Below are 15,680 nucleotides of genomic sequence, written 5' to 3'. Positions count from 1 at the left end.
GCCTGCCGGTTTCGCGCCCCCTTCGCGCCGCCCACCATCCGCACGAAAGGGCGCCGCCCGCGCGCCGCCCTAAAACGTCTCATCGAAGCGAGGTTGCACGTGCGCAATGCCGAGATCCGCGCTGCCGTGCGCGAGGTGTACCGTCACGCGGCGGCCCGGGTTGAGCGCGTCCGGTGCGCGCACCGCCGCGCCGCTGTGCGGGTCGATCAGCGCCGCATAGCCGCGCTCCAGCGTGCGCCGCGGACTGAGCAATTCGGTGCGGGCAGCCAACTCGGATACCTGCGCGCGGCGACGCTCGTGCTGCCTGTGCAGTGCATCGCGCAAGCGCTGCCCGAGCCGCTGCACACGTTCGGCCGCCCGCTCCAAGTCAGGCCGGCCGCGCCGCCAGCGCAACTGAACCATCGTTAGCCGCGCGCGCGCGTCCCGCACCGGACGCGCGCCGGCCGAGCACAACCGCAGCGACAATTGCCGCAGGTGCTGACGCTGCCTAGCGATCCGCTCAGACGGGCTCACGAGCCGGCGCGCGAGCCAGTCTAACTGCTGCGCGCGCCGCTCCATCATCCGGCCAAAACCGCGTGCCAGCGCCGCGTGGCGATGGTCCAACTCGCGCAACAGCACGGTGCGTTGCGCACTGACCAGTTCCGCGGCCGCCGTCGGCGTCGGCGCGCGAACATCGGCCGCGAAGTCGGCAATCGTAAAATCGGTTTCGTGCCCGACGCCGGACACGATCGGCAACACGCTGGAGGCGATTGCCCGCGCGAGCGATTCGTCGTTGAATGCCCACAAGTCCTCGATCGAACCACCGCCACGGCACACGATCAGCACATCGACTTCGGCACGGCGGTTGGCCGTGCCGATCATTGCCTCGACGCGCGCGGCCGCGTCAGCGCCCTGCACCGGCGCCGGGTAGACGATGACCGGCACATGCGGGGCGCGCCGTGCAAGCGTGGTCAGCACGTCGCGCAGCGCCGCGGCTTGCAATGATGTGACGATACCAATGGCCCGCGGGTGCGGCGGCAGCGCGCGCTTGCGTTCAGCGGCGAACAGGCCCTCGGCCTCGAGTTGCGCCTTCAGCTTCAAAAACGCTTCGTACAGCCGACCTTGCCCGGTGCGCCGGAGAGCCTCCACGTTCAACTGCAATTCGCCGCGCGGCTCGTACATCGCCACCGTGGCGCGCACTTCGATCCGATCGCCCTCGCGCGGCGTGAACTGCGCATATTGGGCACGGCCACGGAACATCACGCAACGAATCTGCGCACGATCGTCTTTGATCGAGAAATACCAATGGCCGCTGGCTGCCCGCGTAAAGTTCGAGACTTCGCCGGCGATCCAGGCGAGCGCAAACGCACGCTCGAGCAAGGTGCCGATCGCGCGATTCAAGGCAGACACGGGAATCACCGCGTCGCCGCCGACAAAGGGAGCCGAGGAGGAAAATTCTGCTGTCATCGGACGGTATTGAGGACGAGAGGATCTGGTACGCCCCGGCGGGGCCGCATCTGTCCACACGGTCGATTCTACCGGTCTTTGCGCCGCACCGGTCGGCCGTACCCGCGCGAGAGCGTCAAACCTTTTGCCGCGTAAGGCTTTGCGCGCTGCTCCAGGGGACGGCAAGTCACTAAAAACCTTTCTGATCCATGAGCTTACCGGCGGTAACCCCGGGATTTCCACAAAGTTATCTACAATAACTGGGGATAGTATGCGGGCATCAACGTATGTCGGCATCGAACCCATCGGGGACAAATATGATCGGCGCGCCCGTGCAGACATCAGGCCCACCCCGCCTGTCAGCCGGCTTGCCGCACGCGCCTGCGCCACGTTAGAGTGGCGGCCTGCCGTGCCGTTGTCCGGCGCCCTACCCCATCCGTACACACCGCCATGCCTATGCCGCTGCCCCGTGCCATCATCGCCCATCTCGAGCCTATGTTCTCGCGTGAATGGCAGCGCCGTGGCGTGTTTGCGTACACGCTATGGCCCTTGTCCCAGTTGTTTGCCGCCGTCTGCGCGCTGCGCCGACTCGCGTATGCGCGCGGCTGGCGCAAGACGTGGCACGTCAGCGTACCGGTCGTGGTGGTGGGCAACGTAACAGTCGGCGGCACCGGTAAGACACCCACCGTCATCGCGCTGATCGAGGCGTTGCGCGACGCAGGCTTCAAGCCCGGCGTGGTGTCGCGCGGCTATGGCGCGCGCATCGCGCGGCCCACCGCGGTCATCCCCGCGTCGCCGCCTGCACTGGCGGGCGATGAGCCACTGCTGATCGCCCGCCGCACCGGGGTGCCCGTGTGGGTCTGTCCGGACCGAGTCGCGGCCGCCCGTGCGCTGGTGCAGGCCCATCAGGAAGTGGATGTGATCGTCAGCGACGACGGCCTGCAGCACTACCGGCTCGCGCGCGACATCGAGTTGGTGGTCTTCGATCACCGACTAGGGGGCAACGGGTTCCTGCTGCCCGCCGGGCCGTTGCGCGAACCGCTGAGTCGCGCCCGCGACGCAACGTTGATCAACAGTCCTTACGAGCGCAGCCTGCCACCATGGCCGTCGACTTTCGCGCTGACGCTGCAGCCCGCCGACGCATGGCACCTGGATAATCCGCGCCTGCGCCGGCCGCTGGCGCAGTTTGCCGGCGAGCGTGTGCTGGCCGCTGCCGGCATCGGCGCGCCGGAGCGTTTCTTCGCGACCCTGCGTGCGAGCGGCCTTGTGCCCGCGACACGCGCGCTGCCCGACCACTATCCTTTCGATGAGAACCCGTTCGTGACCGATGCAGCCGATGCGATCCTAATCACCGAAAAGGATGCGGTAAAATGCACGGCTTGGCGTGACACGCGTCTATGGGCGGTGCCCGTTGATGCCACGCTCGATCCTCGCCTGATTGCGCTCGTTGTGGAGAAACTTCGTGGACGCTCGCCTGCTTGAAATCCTCGTCTGCCCGCTGTGCAAGGGGCCTCTGCACCATGATCGCAACGCGCAGGAACTGATTTGCCATGCCGATAAGCTCGCGTATCCAATCCGCGACGGCATTCCAGTGATGCTGGTCGATGAGGCGCGCCAGACGGTCGAAGGCACGCCGGTCGAGCCGGCCGGCAACTGATCCGATGCACGCCGCCGTTCCATTCATCGTCGTCATTCCGGCCCGCCTCGCGTCCACCCGTCTGCCAGGCAAGCCGCTCGCCGACCTAGCCGGCAAACCCATGGTGGTACGCGTGGCCGAGCAGGCCCGCGCGTCAGGCGCGAGCCGCGTGTTGGTCGCCACCGACGCCGAAGTCGTGCTCAATGCGTGCCGAGCGCATGGCATCGAGACGCTGCTGACCCGCACCGACCATCCGAGCGGCACCGACCGGCTGGCCGAAGTGGTCCAGGCTTGCCGACTGCCCGATGACGCGCTGGTGGTCAATGTGCAAGGCGACGAACCGCTGATCGAGCCGCGGCTGGTCGCCAGCGTCGCCGCGCACCTGGCCGCCAATCCCGATTGTGCGATTGCCACTGCCGCCCATCCGATCGCCGAGCCGGCGGAGGTCTTTAATCCGAACATCGTGAAGGTGGTCCTCGATGCCCGCGGCATCGCACTGTATTTTTCCCGCGCGCCGATCCCATGGTCACGCGATGCGTACCAGCCGCAATGGAGTCCGGAGGACGGCGCGGCGCCCGTGGTCGACATCGCGCGGCTGCCGGCGCCGAGCACTGCGGTACATCGTCATATCGGCCTGTACGCATACCGGGCTGGCTTCCTGCGCCGCTACCCCGACCTTTCGCAGGCCCCGGTTGAAATCGCCGAGGCACTCGAGCAACTACGGGCGATGTGGCATGGGGAACGGATCGCGGTGTTGCTTACGCCACACGCGCCGCCGCCCGGTGTCGACACGCCGGCGGACCTGGAGCGAGTTCGCGCGATTCTCGCCCGGCGAGGCTGAGGATCGGGCGCCGCGTGGCATAATCGGGCGCTTATGCCACGCGCCCGGTAGCGACAGGCGGGGGCAGGTACGGCGCCTATTGGCGACGCGTTGTCTGCCGCGCATACGCACCGTGCGTCAGGCTGCAGTCAGATTAGCGTGCGACGCTGATGGCTTGCCCGCTCACAGAATTCACAAGCAATCTCGGAGAGAATCATCATGCGTTTGATCCTGTTAGGCGCCCCTGGCGCGGGCAAGGGCACCCAGGCAAACTTTATCAAGGACAAGTTTGCAATCCCGCAAATCTCGACCGGCGACATGCTGCGAGCGGCCGTAAAGGCCGGCACGCCGCTCGGCGTGGAGGCCAAGCGCTACATGGACGCGGGCGAGCTCGTTCCAGATACGTTGATCATCGGACTCGTCAAGGAACGGCTTCAGCAGGCCGATTGCAAGAACGGCTACCTGTTCGACGGCTTTCCGCGCACGATCCCACAGGCCGATGCGATGAAGCAGGCTGGCGTGGCGATCGACTACGTGCTGGAGATCGACGTACCGTTCGACGAGATCATCGAGCGCATGAGCGGGCGCCGCACGCACCCGGCATCGGGACGCACGTATCACATCAAGTTCAATCCGCCGAAGGTCGACATGGTCGACGACGTGACCGGCGAACCTCTGGTTCAGCGCGACGATGACAAGGAAGAAACGGTCCGCAAGCGCCTGGAAGTCTACGTCGCGCAAACGTGCCCGTTGATCGACTACTATATGCAATGGGCACAGCACGGTGACGAGAATGGGCTGAATGCTCCCCGATACCGGAAAATCTCCGGGCTCGGCACCGTCGACGAGATCCGTCAACGCGTGTTCGACGCGCTGCAGTAACCGGCACAAAACGGCGCGATCCAAGACACAACGATTTAGGATCGCCACGATCGTGGCGCCGCCCATGCGCGCGGCTCACGAGGGTGCACGCGTATCGACATCAGCAGACAATCGACATGCCGATCCGCGACAACGTTTTTGTCATCACGGGTGGCGCCTCGGGCTTGGGTGCGGGCACGGCCCAGGCTAGACCCGGACCCGTTGCTGCCGCGTTGAGACGTTAATCGCCGTGACGCGTACGCTGGCGCAACTCCTGCAATTGCGACTCGATGACAGTCGCATCGGCCGCGTCGGGCTCCTGCTCCAGATAGCGCTCCAGATCGTCCAGTGCCGGTCGTAGATAGTCCAGCCGCGCATACGCGAAGCCGCGATCGCGGACTTCCTCGATGTTCTCCGGCAGCAAGATGACGAGTCGTTGTTGGACAGCCAACAGCCGTTGCCAGCGTTCGGTCTGCAGGTAGATCGCTTTCAAATTGCGCAACATCCGCGCGATGATCTCCCGCTCGGTAGCCGGCTGCAGCAGCGCGTGCAGCGTGCCAGCGATCGATTGCCCGCCCTTGTCCAAATACGGCTCGAGCATCTCGACCATACGCGACTTGCTCAGCGACTCGCCGGTTGTGGAGTCCAGCATCACTTCGCCTTCCGTGATAGTCGCCCGCAACAGAAAGTGACCCGGGAACGACACGCCCTTGACGGGTAATCCGAGTTGCTCGGCCATTTCCAAGTAGATCACGGCGAGCGAAATCGGAATGCCGCGTCGCTTCTTGAGCACCATGTTCAGATGGCTGTTGTCCGGATCATAGTAGTCGTTCAGGTTCGCGCCAAATCCCAACTCTTGGAAAAAGAATCGATTTAGCATTGACAACTTCTGCGCCACGTCGGCGCTCTGCGGCATGCGTCGACGCAGCCGCATCACCAGCGCGTCGATGTCCGCGAGGGTGCCCTGCACGTCCAGGTCCGGATAGGCATCCTGCGCTAGTGACAAGGCGGCCTCGGTCAGCGGCAGGCTCTCGTCCTGCGCGACTAATGCGGTGAAAAAATCGAGTATTCGGGAAGTCGTCATCGGCTCGTTATTTCACGCGGCGGCGGAAGTACGCATATTTGAAGCCCATCAAAAACAACATCGCAAAATAGAGCGCGGCAAGGATGAGCAGCGTAGCGCCTAGTACTGCAATGCGCATACCCGGGTGGAGCCCCAGTGCGACCCAATCGAACGACTGGTTGAACCAGCGCATCACGCCGGCAAGCACAAGGCATGCACCGGCCAACTGCACGAAAAACAGCCCCCATCCGGCCGATGGCACGTAGATCGAGCGCCGACGCAAGCCGGCGAACAGCAGCAGCGCATTCACGCATGCGCCAATGCCGATGCTCAGCGACAAGCCCGCATGGGCAAGATGGGGCACGAACACGACATTGCACAATTGCGTGACGACTAGCACCGCCAACGCGATCTTCACTGGGGTCTTGATGTCCTGTTTAGCATAAAAACCGGGCGCGAGGATTTTGATCAGGATCAGCCCGAGCAACCCCAACCCATAGGCGGCCAATGCACGCGACACCATCACGACATCGTGGCCCGAAAACCTTCCATAATTAAACAGTGTGGCTGTTAAGGGTTCAGCGTAGACGAACAGCGCGACAGCACTGGGGGCAGCCAGCAGAAAAGTGAGCCGCAAACCCCAGTCGAGCAGCGCCGAATATTCTGCCGCATCGGCATCCGCGTGCGCCTTAGATAAACTGGGCAATAGAATCGTGCCGAGCGCGACACCCAGCAACGCGGTCGGGAACTCCATTAGCCGATCCGCGTACGATAACCACGATACGCTACCGGGCGCCAGGTGCGAAGCGATATTGGTATTGACAATCAGTGATAGCTGGGCGACCGATACTGCGAAGCTGGCGGGCATCATTTTCCACAGAACGCGCTTGACCCCGGGGTGGGCCAGCGCGCGGACCGGATTGAGCCCGATTCGGGGCATCATTTGAACCCGTTTCAGCCCCGGCAGTTGCACAAGCAGCTGCAGCACGCCGCCGGCCAACACTGCGAAAGCGAGCGCGTAGATCGGGGTGGCCAGGCGCGGTGCAATGACCAACGCCGCGACAATGAAGCTCACATTGAGCAGGACAGGCGCAAATGCCGGCAGCGAAAAATTCCGATAAGTATTCAAGACGCCGGATGCCAGCGATGTCAGCGAGATCAGCGCAATGTATGGAAACATGATCCGTGTCATCGTCACCGAGAGCCCGAACGCCTGAGCGTCGTGACGCAACCCCGATGCGACCACCCACACGACGAACCCGGAGCCGGCGATACCCAGCACTGACAGGCCGACCAGCACCCAGGCCAGCACGGTAGCGGTCGCGTCGACTAGCGTACGCGTCGCCTCGTGCCCCTTCTGGCTCTTGAACTCAGCCAGGATCGGCACGAACGCCTGCGAAAATGCGCCCTCGGCGGACAGTCGCCGCAGCAGATTCGGGATACGGAATGCGACATTGAACGCGTCGGTGTACAGGCTGGCGCCAAAAGCGCGAGCAATCAGCGTTTCACGCGCCAATCCGGTGATCCGGGAAAGCAAGGTGAAGCCACTGACGGTGACGAGGGCGCGGAATAGATTCATGCGGCGGCATTATACGGACCCTATGCGACGGACACGACCACGGCACGCCGCGGTAGCAGCGCTGACCGATGGCAGCGCGGCGTGACGCTCGTCCCCCAAGACCCAAGGCAGTGGTCCATGGCAGTGATCCATGGCTGCGGTCCATGGCTGCGGCCCCGGAGCGATGGTAAATGGGCCGCCCGCGCCCGTCGCCACTGCAGCTGATCGGACGCGTCTACCTAGGTCGATCTGGGAGGGGGACGCCGATTGCGCATCCCGTTGTTTTATTGTTATAATCCGCCGTTTCGATAGTCCGCCGGGCAACCGTTCCCCGCGGCTCATACTCCAATACCGCTGGAAACAGGATAAGGAACCGTCATGGCTAACTCCGCACAAGCTCGCAAGCGTGCCCGTCAGGCCGCGAAAGCCAACTCACACAATTCTGCGCTGCGCTCCAAAATGCGTACCGCGATCAAGGCCGTGCGCAAGGCGATCGAATCCGGCGACAAGGCAAAGGCTGCCGAGGTGCTGAAGCAATCGTCGAAGACGCTGGACATCATCGCCGACAAGAAGATCATCCATAAGAACAAGGCCGCTCGCCACAAGAGCCGCCTGGCCGCGGCCATCAAAGGTCTGGCGCAGGCTGCAGCGTAAAGCCCCACGCGCCGGTTGATCGCCCGCGGCGCGGCCCGTCAAGCGGGGCGCGTCGTGTAAAGACCCGGTTTCGTCAAAACGCACCGAGTCAGCCCGGCACAACACCGGTGGCGCAGCGATGGAGTGGAGTAGTCGAAGCAAAAGCCCGCGATTGCGGGCTTTTTGCACTTAGATGGCAACCCTGCAGGGCGCTGCGCGGCCACGCAAATCCGGCGGCAGGCGCTGCCCGCGACAGTCGCTCGCCGTCGCCGCTTAGCCGACCTCGCGTTTGGGCGCGGCGCGTTGCACTGGATGTTCGATCGGCAACTCGCAGGCTTCGGTCACCACCAGATCGTTGTCCCGTGCGAAATTCATCACGAAATCAAAAGCCATCGGCTCAATGTCGCGCAGCCGCGAATCGACGATCACCGTCTTGATATCACCGAGCATTACAGGCCGCACGTATAGCGAATACTTCAGCTTCGCGTTCGGCCCCGTCGCCCCTGGACCAAACGACGACATCACACCGCACAGCCGCTCCGACCAGTCACTCGGCCGAAACTTCTTTCCGCTCTTGGTAATGCCTTGAATGAAGTATTCGGTTGAGGATGAGTCGCCCATGTGGAACACCTGAAAGACCGCCCCGCCAGCACCGACTCGACGGCACCCACGAACAGGGCAAATGAGGCTACGCGACGCACGGACGTGCTTTCCCACGCCGTACTGCCGCGCGCGCAGCGCGACACCACGGCGGCAGGCTCGCCGCGAAAGCCGTTTATTATAGCGCACGCGGTCCCTTGCCGCAGCGCACCACCCAGCCCAGGGATACCGGATCCGCGCTTTCCCGTCGTTGTCGCACCTTCGCGCTGAACCTGCCTGCACGCTGAACAGTCATCGCGCCGAACCGGGGGCACACGCAAAACGCACAAGCTGGCGCGCGCCGCCATCGCCGCCATCGCCGCCATCGCCGCCATCGCCGCCATCGCCGCCTTCACCGCCTTGTTACCCGCCGGCGACCCGGCCGCGTCGCCCGCACATGAGAACCGTCCGGCGCCGTGCAAAATAGCGATGCCCGGTTTGGCGCGGCAGCGGGCGTAGGCCGGCTCGTCAAAGGCACCGAAATCCTTTATGCTGGATAGAATGATCCACATAGCAAGCGGCGGCGCCCGGCGTACTGACCGGCTCAGTCCGCCGTATCTGTTTTTATGACCTCCACCAAGACGATCCGCCACTACCTGCAGTTCCGGGATTTTTCTGCCGACGATTACGACTACGTACTGGAGCGCGCCCGGATTCTGAAACAGAAGTTCAAGAACTACGAAACCTACCACCCGTTGCACGATCGCACGCTGGCCATGATCTTCGAGAAAAACTCGACGCGCACGCGGCTCTCGTTCGAAGCCGGGATCTTTCAACTGGGCGGCCACGCGGTTTTCATGAGCACGCGCGACACACAGCTGGGCCGCGGCGAACCGATCGAGGATGCCGCGCAGGTCATATCGCGAATGGTCGACATCATTATGATTCGCACGTTTGGCCAGGACATCCTGCGGCGCTTTGCGGAAAATTCGCGCGTTCCGGTCATCAATGGGCTGACCAACGAGTATCACCCGTGCCAGGTGCTGGCCGACGTCTTCACGTTCCACGAGCACCGGGGACCGATCCGCGGCAAAACCGTCGCGTGGGTAGGCGACGCGAATAACATGGCCTATACATGGATCGAGGCCGCGCACATCCTCGGTTTCAAGCTTCGCGTGTCGACGCCGCCGGGATACAGGCTCAATCACGCATCGATCGACCCGGCGCACCTGGCATCGGTTGAGGAAACCGACGATCCGCGCGCCGCCTGCGAAGGCGCCCACCTGGTCACGACCGATGTGTGGACTAGCATGGGCTTCGAACAAGAAAACGACGCGCGCAAGGCCGCGTTTGCGGATTGGTGCGTCGATGCGGAACTGATGGCGCTCGCACAGCCTGACGCGCTGTTCATGCATTGCCTGCCCGCGCATCGCGGCGAGGAAGTAAGCGCCGACGTCATCGACGGTCGGCAAAGCGTCGTGTGGGACGAGGCCGAAAACCGGCTGCACGTGCAAAAAGCGCTGATGGAGTTCTTGATGCTCGGCCGCCTGAATCATTAAGTCCTGTCGTCGGCCGTGCGCCGCGACGGCGGAACGAACCGTCGAGCCGGCCGTTGCAGGGCGCCGCGCAGATCCAGTACAACACGCCGCTCGCCCATGTCGCGGCGCACGGCCGACGCGCGTCGGGCGCCGCGCGACACGTCGTGCCCAGCACCCGATGCGCAACAGCCGCCCCGCAGTTCCGGCGGACAGCGGCAAGCCCGCAGCACCAGCGCTGCGGATGCGCGGATTCAGACGACGAGCGGCTCCATGTCGAGTTCCACGCCGAAGCGCTGGCTGACATCGGCGCGGATCGCCTGCGCCAGCGCCAAAACCTGTTCGCCGGTTGCGCCACCGCGATTGACCAGCACCAAGGCCTGGCGCTCGTGCACGGCGGCCGCGCCGATCGAGCGCCCTTTCCACCCGCAGCGATCGATCATCCAACCGGCGGCCAGCTTGACGCGGCCATCGCGTTGCGTGTAGTGCACGATATCCGGCTCCTTCGCACGCAGCGCCGCAAACTGCTCAGCGTCGACGATCGGATTTTTGAAAAAACTGCCTGCGTTGCCCAAGACCCCCGGGTCAGGCAGCTTTTCACGCCGGATCGCGGTAACCGCGTCGAAGATCTGTCGCGCCGTTGGCTCACCCATCCCGCTTGCGGCGAGCCGGCTTGCCACGTCCGCGTACGAAGCGCGGGCGCGCCATCGCTTCGGCAAGCGAAACGCGACGGATAGGATGATCAGCCGGCCGCGCGCTGCATGTTTGAATACACTGTCGCGATAGCCGAACGCGCAGGCTTGTGCATCGAGCTCCACGATACGCCCGTCGACCATGTCGAGCGCGCGCAACCGTTCGAAGCGTTCGGCAAGCTCGAGGCCATATGCACCAATATTCTGCACCGGCGCGGCGCCGACCGTGCCGGGGATCAGTGCGAGATTTTCTAGCCCGGCCATGCCTTGTTGCAGCGTCCAGTCAACGAAGTCGTGCCAGCGCTCGCCGGCCGCGGCCTCGACGATGTACGCATCGTCGGTCTGCGCGACGACGCGCCTGCCGCGCAAGTCGATCACGATCGCCACGCCATCGAAGTCGCGCGTGAGCACGACATTGCTGCCCGCGCCGAGCACCAGGCGCGGCATGCCGGCGATCCGCCGATCGGTGCGCAGCGCGGCGAGCGCGGCTTCCGAGCGGATCGCGCCGCCCAGTCGCGCGCGCATATCGAAGCCAAACGTATTGTGATCTCGCAGCGGATAATCCGTCTGCAGCGCATCGGGCGCCAGGTTAGCGTCAGTCAATCGGGGCATCGCAAAGGCCGTCATAGGTCATTGCCGCTGACGCGCACCGCGGCCCGCTGTGGCACAGCAGGCGTGACGCGCGATTTGGCAAAACGCAGGCCATCGGTAAAATGACGAAATGTGTCGCATTATAGCGGCTCGTCACGATCGTCCCGGCATCGCACACCGGGCGTCGCGCAGCCGCACTGACAGTTCTTTCGGGAGAAAATGCAATGCCGTCGTTCGATGTAGTCGTGGAAGCTAACATGGTCGAGGTCAAGAACGCGGTCGAGCAGTCGAACAAGGAAATCTCGACGCGCTTTGACTTTAAGGGATCGGATGCGCGTGTCGAGCAGAAGGAACGTGAGCTGACGCTGTTCGCCGACGACGATTTCAAGCTCGGTCAGGTCAAAGACGTGTTGTTGCAGAAAATGGCCAAGCGCCAGGTCGACGTGCGCTTTCTCGACTACGGCAAGATCGAAAAAATCGGCGGCGACAAGGTTAAGCAACTCGTCACCGTTAAAAAGGGGGTGTCGGGCGATCTCGCGAAGAAGATCGTCAAGCTGGTCAAGGACAGCAAGATCAAAGTGCAAGCCAGCATACAGGGCGACGCGGTGCGCGTGAGCGGCGCCAAGCGCGACGATCTGCAATCCGTCATTGCGATGCTACGCAAAGAGGTGAGCGACACCCCGCTGGATTTCAATAATTTTCGCGACTGAGCGGCGCGTCGCCTAGCGGCCCCCACCGTCACCATCGCGGCCGGGTGCGCCTTTCTTGTCGCCAATCCGGCTTTCCTGTCCGGCCAGTAGCTTGCTGATATTCGCACGGTGCCGCCACACCAGCAGCACGCTTATGGCAATGACAGCCCCGGCGATCGGGTTGCGACCGAACATGAACAGGTCAAACAACGGCGCGAACAGCGCCGAGATCAGTGCGGCCAACGACGAGTAGCGGAAAAAGAAAGCAATGATTAGCCACGTGGCGGCAGTCGCCATGCCAAGTACCGGGTCGATCGCGAGCAGCACGCCGGCCGCGGTAGCTACGCCCTTGCCGCCCTTGAAGCGGAAAAACACCGGATACAGGTGACCGAGGAATACGGCGATCGATGCCAGCGCCACCGAGAATGCGTCGAGCCCGTATGCGGCGCCGACATGCGTGACGAGCCAGACGGCAAGCCACCCCTTAAAAGCATCACCAAGCAGCGTCAGAACCGCCGCCGTCTTGTTGCCGCTGCGCAGCACATTGGTCGCGCCGGGGTTCTTCGAGCCATAGGTGCGTGGGTCGGACAGCCCCATCGCGGCGCTAACCACCACCGCGAACGATATCGAGCCGATCAGGTACGCCGCGACGGCGACAAGCAGGTTAGCCATGGAGAAGGACGTGCAACTCGTTCAAAACGCGTCATTCTACCTAACCCCGGCCGTGCTCAGGCGCGCGTGAAACCCGCTGTGCCGACGCATGACGCATCATACAAGACAGCGCGCAGCGTGCCGCGATCATCCGCATTCAGTCCCCGCTCGCGCAGTCCACCGGCGTGGCGGCCAGCAGTGTCGTGAGTACCGCCGGGGCGAGGCTCACGAGATACCCTCGACGCCCGCCGTTCAGGTAAATCCGTTCGAGCGACAGGATCGTGCGCTCCACATACACCGGCAGCGGCTTGCGCGTGCCGAATGGCGACGTGCCGCCGACCAGGTAACCTGAATGCCGGTTCGCGACGTCGGGCCTGCACGGCTCGATGCGCTTAGCGCCGATTTGCCGCGCCAGGTTCTTAGTCGACACCGTGCGATCGCCGTGCATCAGCACAATCAGCGGTTTCGCATGCTCATCCTCCATCACCAGCGTCTTGATCACACAATGCTCGGGTACGCCGAGCTGCCGTGCCGATTCAGCGGTGCCGCCGCGCTCCACGTAGTCGTAGAAATGCTCACTGAACTCAACGTGGTGATGTCGCAGCAGTTGGGTGGCCGGCGTTTGTGAAACGTGCTTATTCTTCGCCATGGAGATTAATTTTGCCATTCTCCCCGCTTCAATGCTGGGAATTCCTACGGCGCTCGCGCCGGCACGCGCCACGGTGAGTCGCTTCAATGGCTTCCTGCTGTTCGCCCAGACCCAACGCATCACTTTCCCACGGATGCAGATCACCAATGACCTGCTCGCTCACGCCGCATTTCTACCCGGTCAGTACGTCCTCTCCAGCATCGGTTATCGGCACCTGCGCCTTACTACCACACCAAAACATCATTACATGATCGGCGGCGTGCCCATTATCCCTAACACCGCAGTAGGCAAACGCCGCAGACGATGAACACCCAGCATATGCTGGGTGTTCATCAGACTATCGACCTGATGACTTTTTTTCACTGAACCACGTCACTGTTCCTGCGAACAAACTGAACAGAACAACAAACACCACCATTCGGCCAGCCCGATTCCACGTTGGCAATTGATATGGAATGTCATACAGCAGCCATTGCAGCGCAGGGCCGGCAGCAAGTTCAATGGTAGCGATACCGATTCCCATTGCAATCAGCCAGAGCAGCACGTAGTACATCCAGCGAAACCATTCAAAGCTTGTCTTCGGCTTCATTTCTTTGCAGCTTCTTCGTCAAGCTTGTTCTGCACAGTAGCACCCATTTTCTCTTGTGCCGCGCCACCCAATGCACTGCCTACCCACGACGGAATCGTACTCGGCGGCACATACTTCGACACTCCCATCCCAACATCCACCCACTCCTGCCGATACCAGGGATTCAGCACGTCATTGAGCTTGCTCTCAATTTTGGCCCCAATCGAATACCCAATCACCGTCCCCGCCGCCGCGCCCGCCATCGCCGCATTCGGGTTCTGACCTTGCAGTGCTGAGCCGGTCAACGCACCGCCGACGCCCGTCATGAACACCGGCACAAATTTCATCCCCGTCGATACCGCGCTCGTCACTCCCGACAACGCAAAGCTCGTCCAGTCAAACGGCTGGTCACCCATGAGTTGGACGCCGCCATTGGCTCCCAGCCCCAAAAGCGCACCCGCCCCCATCGTGCTCGCCGGAGCCAGCGAACCACCTGTCACCACCCCTAGTCCAATCATCCCCGCACCGGCCAATGTTGCGCCAACCGGATCTTTCTGAATGTTCGATTTGACTAATTCGTTATACGTCTGGCCTTGTCCAAACTGCTGCTGACCTAAGTCGTACGAAGATCGATTTGGTTCGATAAGTTCGCGATTGTAATCGTGATTCGCATATTGCGGATCCTTCTTATCACCAAAGCAATTCAGGTGCTGGCAGCCCACGATGTGGCGAATCTCGTAATCGTGCTTGCCGCCTGTCGCTTTTGCTGTCTGCTGATCCGAATTGCGCAATATCTCTGCGACGATCTGGCCTTCCGCTTCCTGTTCATTGATCCACAGCCTCTGCGCTACAAGCTCCGCGTGCTTCTTCACTAAATCGTATTCGCCCTGGTGCAACTGCCGGTTGAAGCGCTCATTATCCGATATCGCCCTTATCCAGAAATGTGTACGAGGTAAGATTAATTGAGCATCGCTTCTATTTTACCCTGTCCTTCTCAGTATCCCCCTTCTCCTTATAGTTTTTCCGAGCTTTGTGGTACAAGTTGTCGAACGGCTTGATCTTGAGCATAGCCGCTCGACTAGAATACCCCGCTATGGCCGCAAGAAATAGACCTAATGTAAAAATCAGCGTCGAATGCCAGTACTCCAAACTCACGTAGCCGAGCCCTATACCAATTGCATAAAATATAATGCGGATACTTCTAGTTAGGTTACCGTCATCAATAATCTTAAATCTTTTCATCTTTTCATAATCTCCGGATTCTTTTGTTTGGTTAACCAGTCCGATCCTTTTATGTAATTTCCTATCTCGTTGATCATTGCCCCCCAAAGTGGCTACTTTTCTGTTGCAGTGAACGTTCCAAGATCGATAAAACTATCAATTCCAAACGCAACCGGATTCGGCCTAATTAGATCCTATGTAGCGAGAGACCAACCGAAGCTTAAGTCGTAAGCTTAAGTGAATCAAGGCGAACGCAACGGAGGCTATCATGCGTACAGATCACTTAACCGGAGTCGATGCTGAGAACGTAATACTGGCAACATCACTCGAACTGGCGGGGGCCCAATGGAAGATTGCGCTGCATGATGGACGCAGACAGAGTCCAGCGGTGCACACGGTAAGGGGCGCGCAAGCGGCCATGCGAGTGCAAGCCCTATTGGAGGTGATTGAGCGGTACAAGCAGAAATGGTCGCTGCCCCAAGGTGTGCGTGTGGTGGTCAGTTATGAGG

At 62.0% G+C, this 15,680-nt stretch carries 17 protein-coding genes and 1 pseudogene; 9 read left to right on the top strand and 9 right to left on the bottom strand.

All coding sequences use genetic code 11. The annotated features are described in order from the left end of the window. Positions 1-69 precede the first annotated feature (69 nt). Complete coding sequence (xseA, locus tag KQH60_RS02590; RefSeq protein WP_237575037.1) at positions 70-1,446, bottom strand: exodeoxyribonuclease VII large subunit; 1,377 nt, start codon at positions 1,444-1,446, stop codon at positions 70-72. Between the two features lie 435 nt (positions 1,447-1,881). Here xseA and lpxK point away from each other — a divergent pair, with 435 nt between their 5' ends. From lpxK to adk, 4 genes are all read left to right on the top strand, one after another. Then, positions 1,882-2,907, top strand: a complete 1,026-nt coding sequence (gene lpxK, locus KQH60_RS02585) for a tetraacyldisaccharide 4'-kinase (protein ID WP_237575036.1) — start codon at positions 1,882-1,884, stop codon at positions 2,905-2,907. Beyond that, positions 2,888-3,082, top strand: coding sequence for a Trm112 family protein (locus KQH60_RS02580; RefSeq protein WP_104076066.1), 195 nt, complete (start codon positions 2,888-2,890; stop codon positions 3,080-3,082). The genes lpxK and KQH60_RS02580 overlap by 20 nt, the downstream gene beginning before the upstream one ends. Before the next feature lie 4 nt (positions 3,083-3,086). Then, a complete protein-coding gene (gene kdsB, locus KQH60_RS02575) occupies positions 3,087-3,902 on the top strand; it encodes a 3-deoxy-manno-octulosonate cytidylyltransferase (protein ID WP_237575035.1) in 816 nt (271 codons plus the stop codon). A 198-nt stretch (positions 3,903-4,100) separates the two neighbouring features. Next, positions 4,101-4,763, top strand: a complete 663-nt coding sequence (gene adk, locus KQH60_RS02570) for an adenylate kinase (RefSeq protein WP_237575034.1) — start codon at positions 4,101-4,103, stop codon at positions 4,761-4,763. Between the two features lie 220 nt (positions 4,764-4,983). On the opposite strand, the gene KQH60_RS02565 is transcribed toward adk, so the two are convergent. Together KQH60_RS02565 and murJ are read right to left on the bottom strand one after the other, a co-directional pair. Beyond that, positions 4,984-5,826, bottom strand: a complete 843-nt coding sequence (locus tag KQH60_RS02565) for a SirB1 family protein (RefSeq protein ID WP_237575033.1) — start codon at positions 5,824-5,826, stop codon at positions 4,984-4,986. Positions 5,827-5,833: 7 nt separating this feature from the next. After that, positions 5,834-7,384 (bottom strand): murein biosynthesis integral membrane protein MurJ, encoded by a 1,551-nt coding sequence (murJ, locus tag KQH60_RS02560; RefSeq protein WP_237575032.1) that lies wholly within the window; start codon positions 7,382-7,384, stop codon positions 5,834-5,836. 357 nt (positions 7,385-7,741) lie between these two features. Between murJ and rpsT the strand changes: the two genes are divergently transcribed. Continuing rightward, entirely contained in the window at positions 7,742-8,017 is a 276-nt protein-coding gene (gene rpsT, locus KQH60_RS02555) for a 30S ribosomal protein S20 (protein ID WP_013434237.1), read from the top strand. A gap of 252 nt (positions 8,018-8,269) precedes the next feature. On the opposite strand, the gene KQH60_RS02550 is transcribed toward rpsT, so the two are convergent. Continuing rightward, a complete protein-coding gene (locus KQH60_RS02550; RefSeq protein WP_237575031.1) occupies positions 8,270-8,617 on the bottom strand; it encodes a DUF3579 domain-containing protein in 348 nt (115 codons plus the stop codon). A gap of 584 nt (positions 8,618-9,201) precedes the next feature. Here KQH60_RS02550 and argF point away from each other — a divergent pair. Further along, positions 9,202-10,134 (top strand): ornithine carbamoyltransferase, encoded by a 933-nt coding sequence (gene argF / locus KQH60_RS02545; RefSeq protein WP_237575030.1) that lies wholly within the window; start codon positions 9,202-9,204, stop codon positions 10,132-10,134. A 230-nt stretch (positions 10,135-10,364) separates the two neighbouring features. Here argF and murB read toward each other — a convergent pair whose 3' ends face one another. After that, positions 10,365-11,414 carry a UDP-N-acetylmuramate dehydrogenase gene (gene murB, locus KQH60_RS02540; protein WP_237575029.1) on the bottom strand — a complete coding sequence of 350 codons (1,050 nt, stop codon included), beginning with the start codon at positions 11,412-11,414 and terminating at the stop codon, positions 10,365-10,367. A 203-nt stretch (positions 11,415-11,617) separates the two neighbouring features. On the opposite strand from murB, the gene KQH60_RS02535 reads away from it, so the two are divergent. Next, a complete protein-coding gene (locus KQH60_RS02535) occupies positions 11,618-12,103 on the top strand; it encodes a YajQ family cyclic di-GMP-binding protein (protein WP_237575028.1) in 486 nt (161 codons plus the stop codon). 12 nt (positions 12,104-12,115) lie between these two features. Here KQH60_RS02535 and plsY read toward each other — a convergent pair whose 3' ends face one another. Both plsY and KQH60_RS02525 read right to left on the bottom strand, forming a co-directional pair. Then, positions 12,116-12,754 carry a glycerol-3-phosphate 1-O-acyltransferase PlsY gene (plsY, locus tag KQH60_RS02530; RefSeq protein ID WP_237575027.1) on the bottom strand — a complete coding sequence of 213 codons (639 nt, stop codon included), beginning with the start codon at positions 12,752-12,754 and terminating at the stop codon, positions 12,116-12,118. A gap of 136 nt (positions 12,755-12,890) precedes the next feature. Next, positions 12,891-13,382 carry an aminoacyl-tRNA deacylase gene (locus KQH60_RS02525; RefSeq protein WP_237575026.1) on the bottom strand — a complete coding sequence of 164 codons (492 nt, stop codon included), beginning with the start codon at positions 13,380-13,382 and terminating at the stop codon, positions 12,891-12,893. On the opposite strand from KQH60_RS02525, the gene KQH60_RS02520 reads away from it, so the two are divergent. Then, positions 13,381-13,689, top strand: coding sequence for a hypothetical protein (locus KQH60_RS02520; RefSeq protein WP_237575025.1), 309 nt, complete (start codon positions 13,381-13,383; stop codon positions 13,687-13,689). The genes KQH60_RS02525 and KQH60_RS02520 overlap by 2 nt on opposite strands. A gap of 30 nt (positions 13,690-13,719) precedes the next feature. On the opposite strand, the gene KQH60_RS02515 is transcribed toward KQH60_RS02520, so the two are convergent. Both KQH60_RS02515 and KQH60_RS02510 read right to left on the bottom strand, forming a co-directional pair. Beyond that, complete coding sequence (locus KQH60_RS02515) at positions 13,720-13,971, bottom strand: hypothetical protein (protein WP_237575024.1); 252 nt, start codon at positions 13,969-13,971, stop codon at positions 13,720-13,722. Beyond that, positions 13,968-14,846, bottom strand: coding sequence for a hypothetical protein (locus KQH60_RS02510; protein WP_237575023.1), 879 nt, complete (start codon positions 14,844-14,846; stop codon positions 13,968-13,970). Before KQH60_RS02510 ends, KQH60_RS02515 begins: the two co-directional genes overlap by 4 nt. A 593-nt stretch (positions 14,847-15,439) precedes the next feature. On the opposite strand from KQH60_RS02510, the pseudogene KQH60_RS02505 reads away from it, so the two are divergent. After that, positions 15,440-15,680 (top strand): annotated as a pseudogene (locus tag KQH60_RS02505) (IS110 family transposase); the annotation flags it as partial.

Origin of the sequence: Mycetohabitans sp. B8 (genome assembly GCF_021991875.1) — a bacterium.
Lineage (GTDB): Bacteria > Pseudomonadota > Gammaproteobacteria > Burkholderiales > Burkholderiaceae > Mycetohabitans.
Note: the sequence above shows the minus strand (reverse complement) of the source record. Positions and strands in the feature narration are given on the sequence as shown.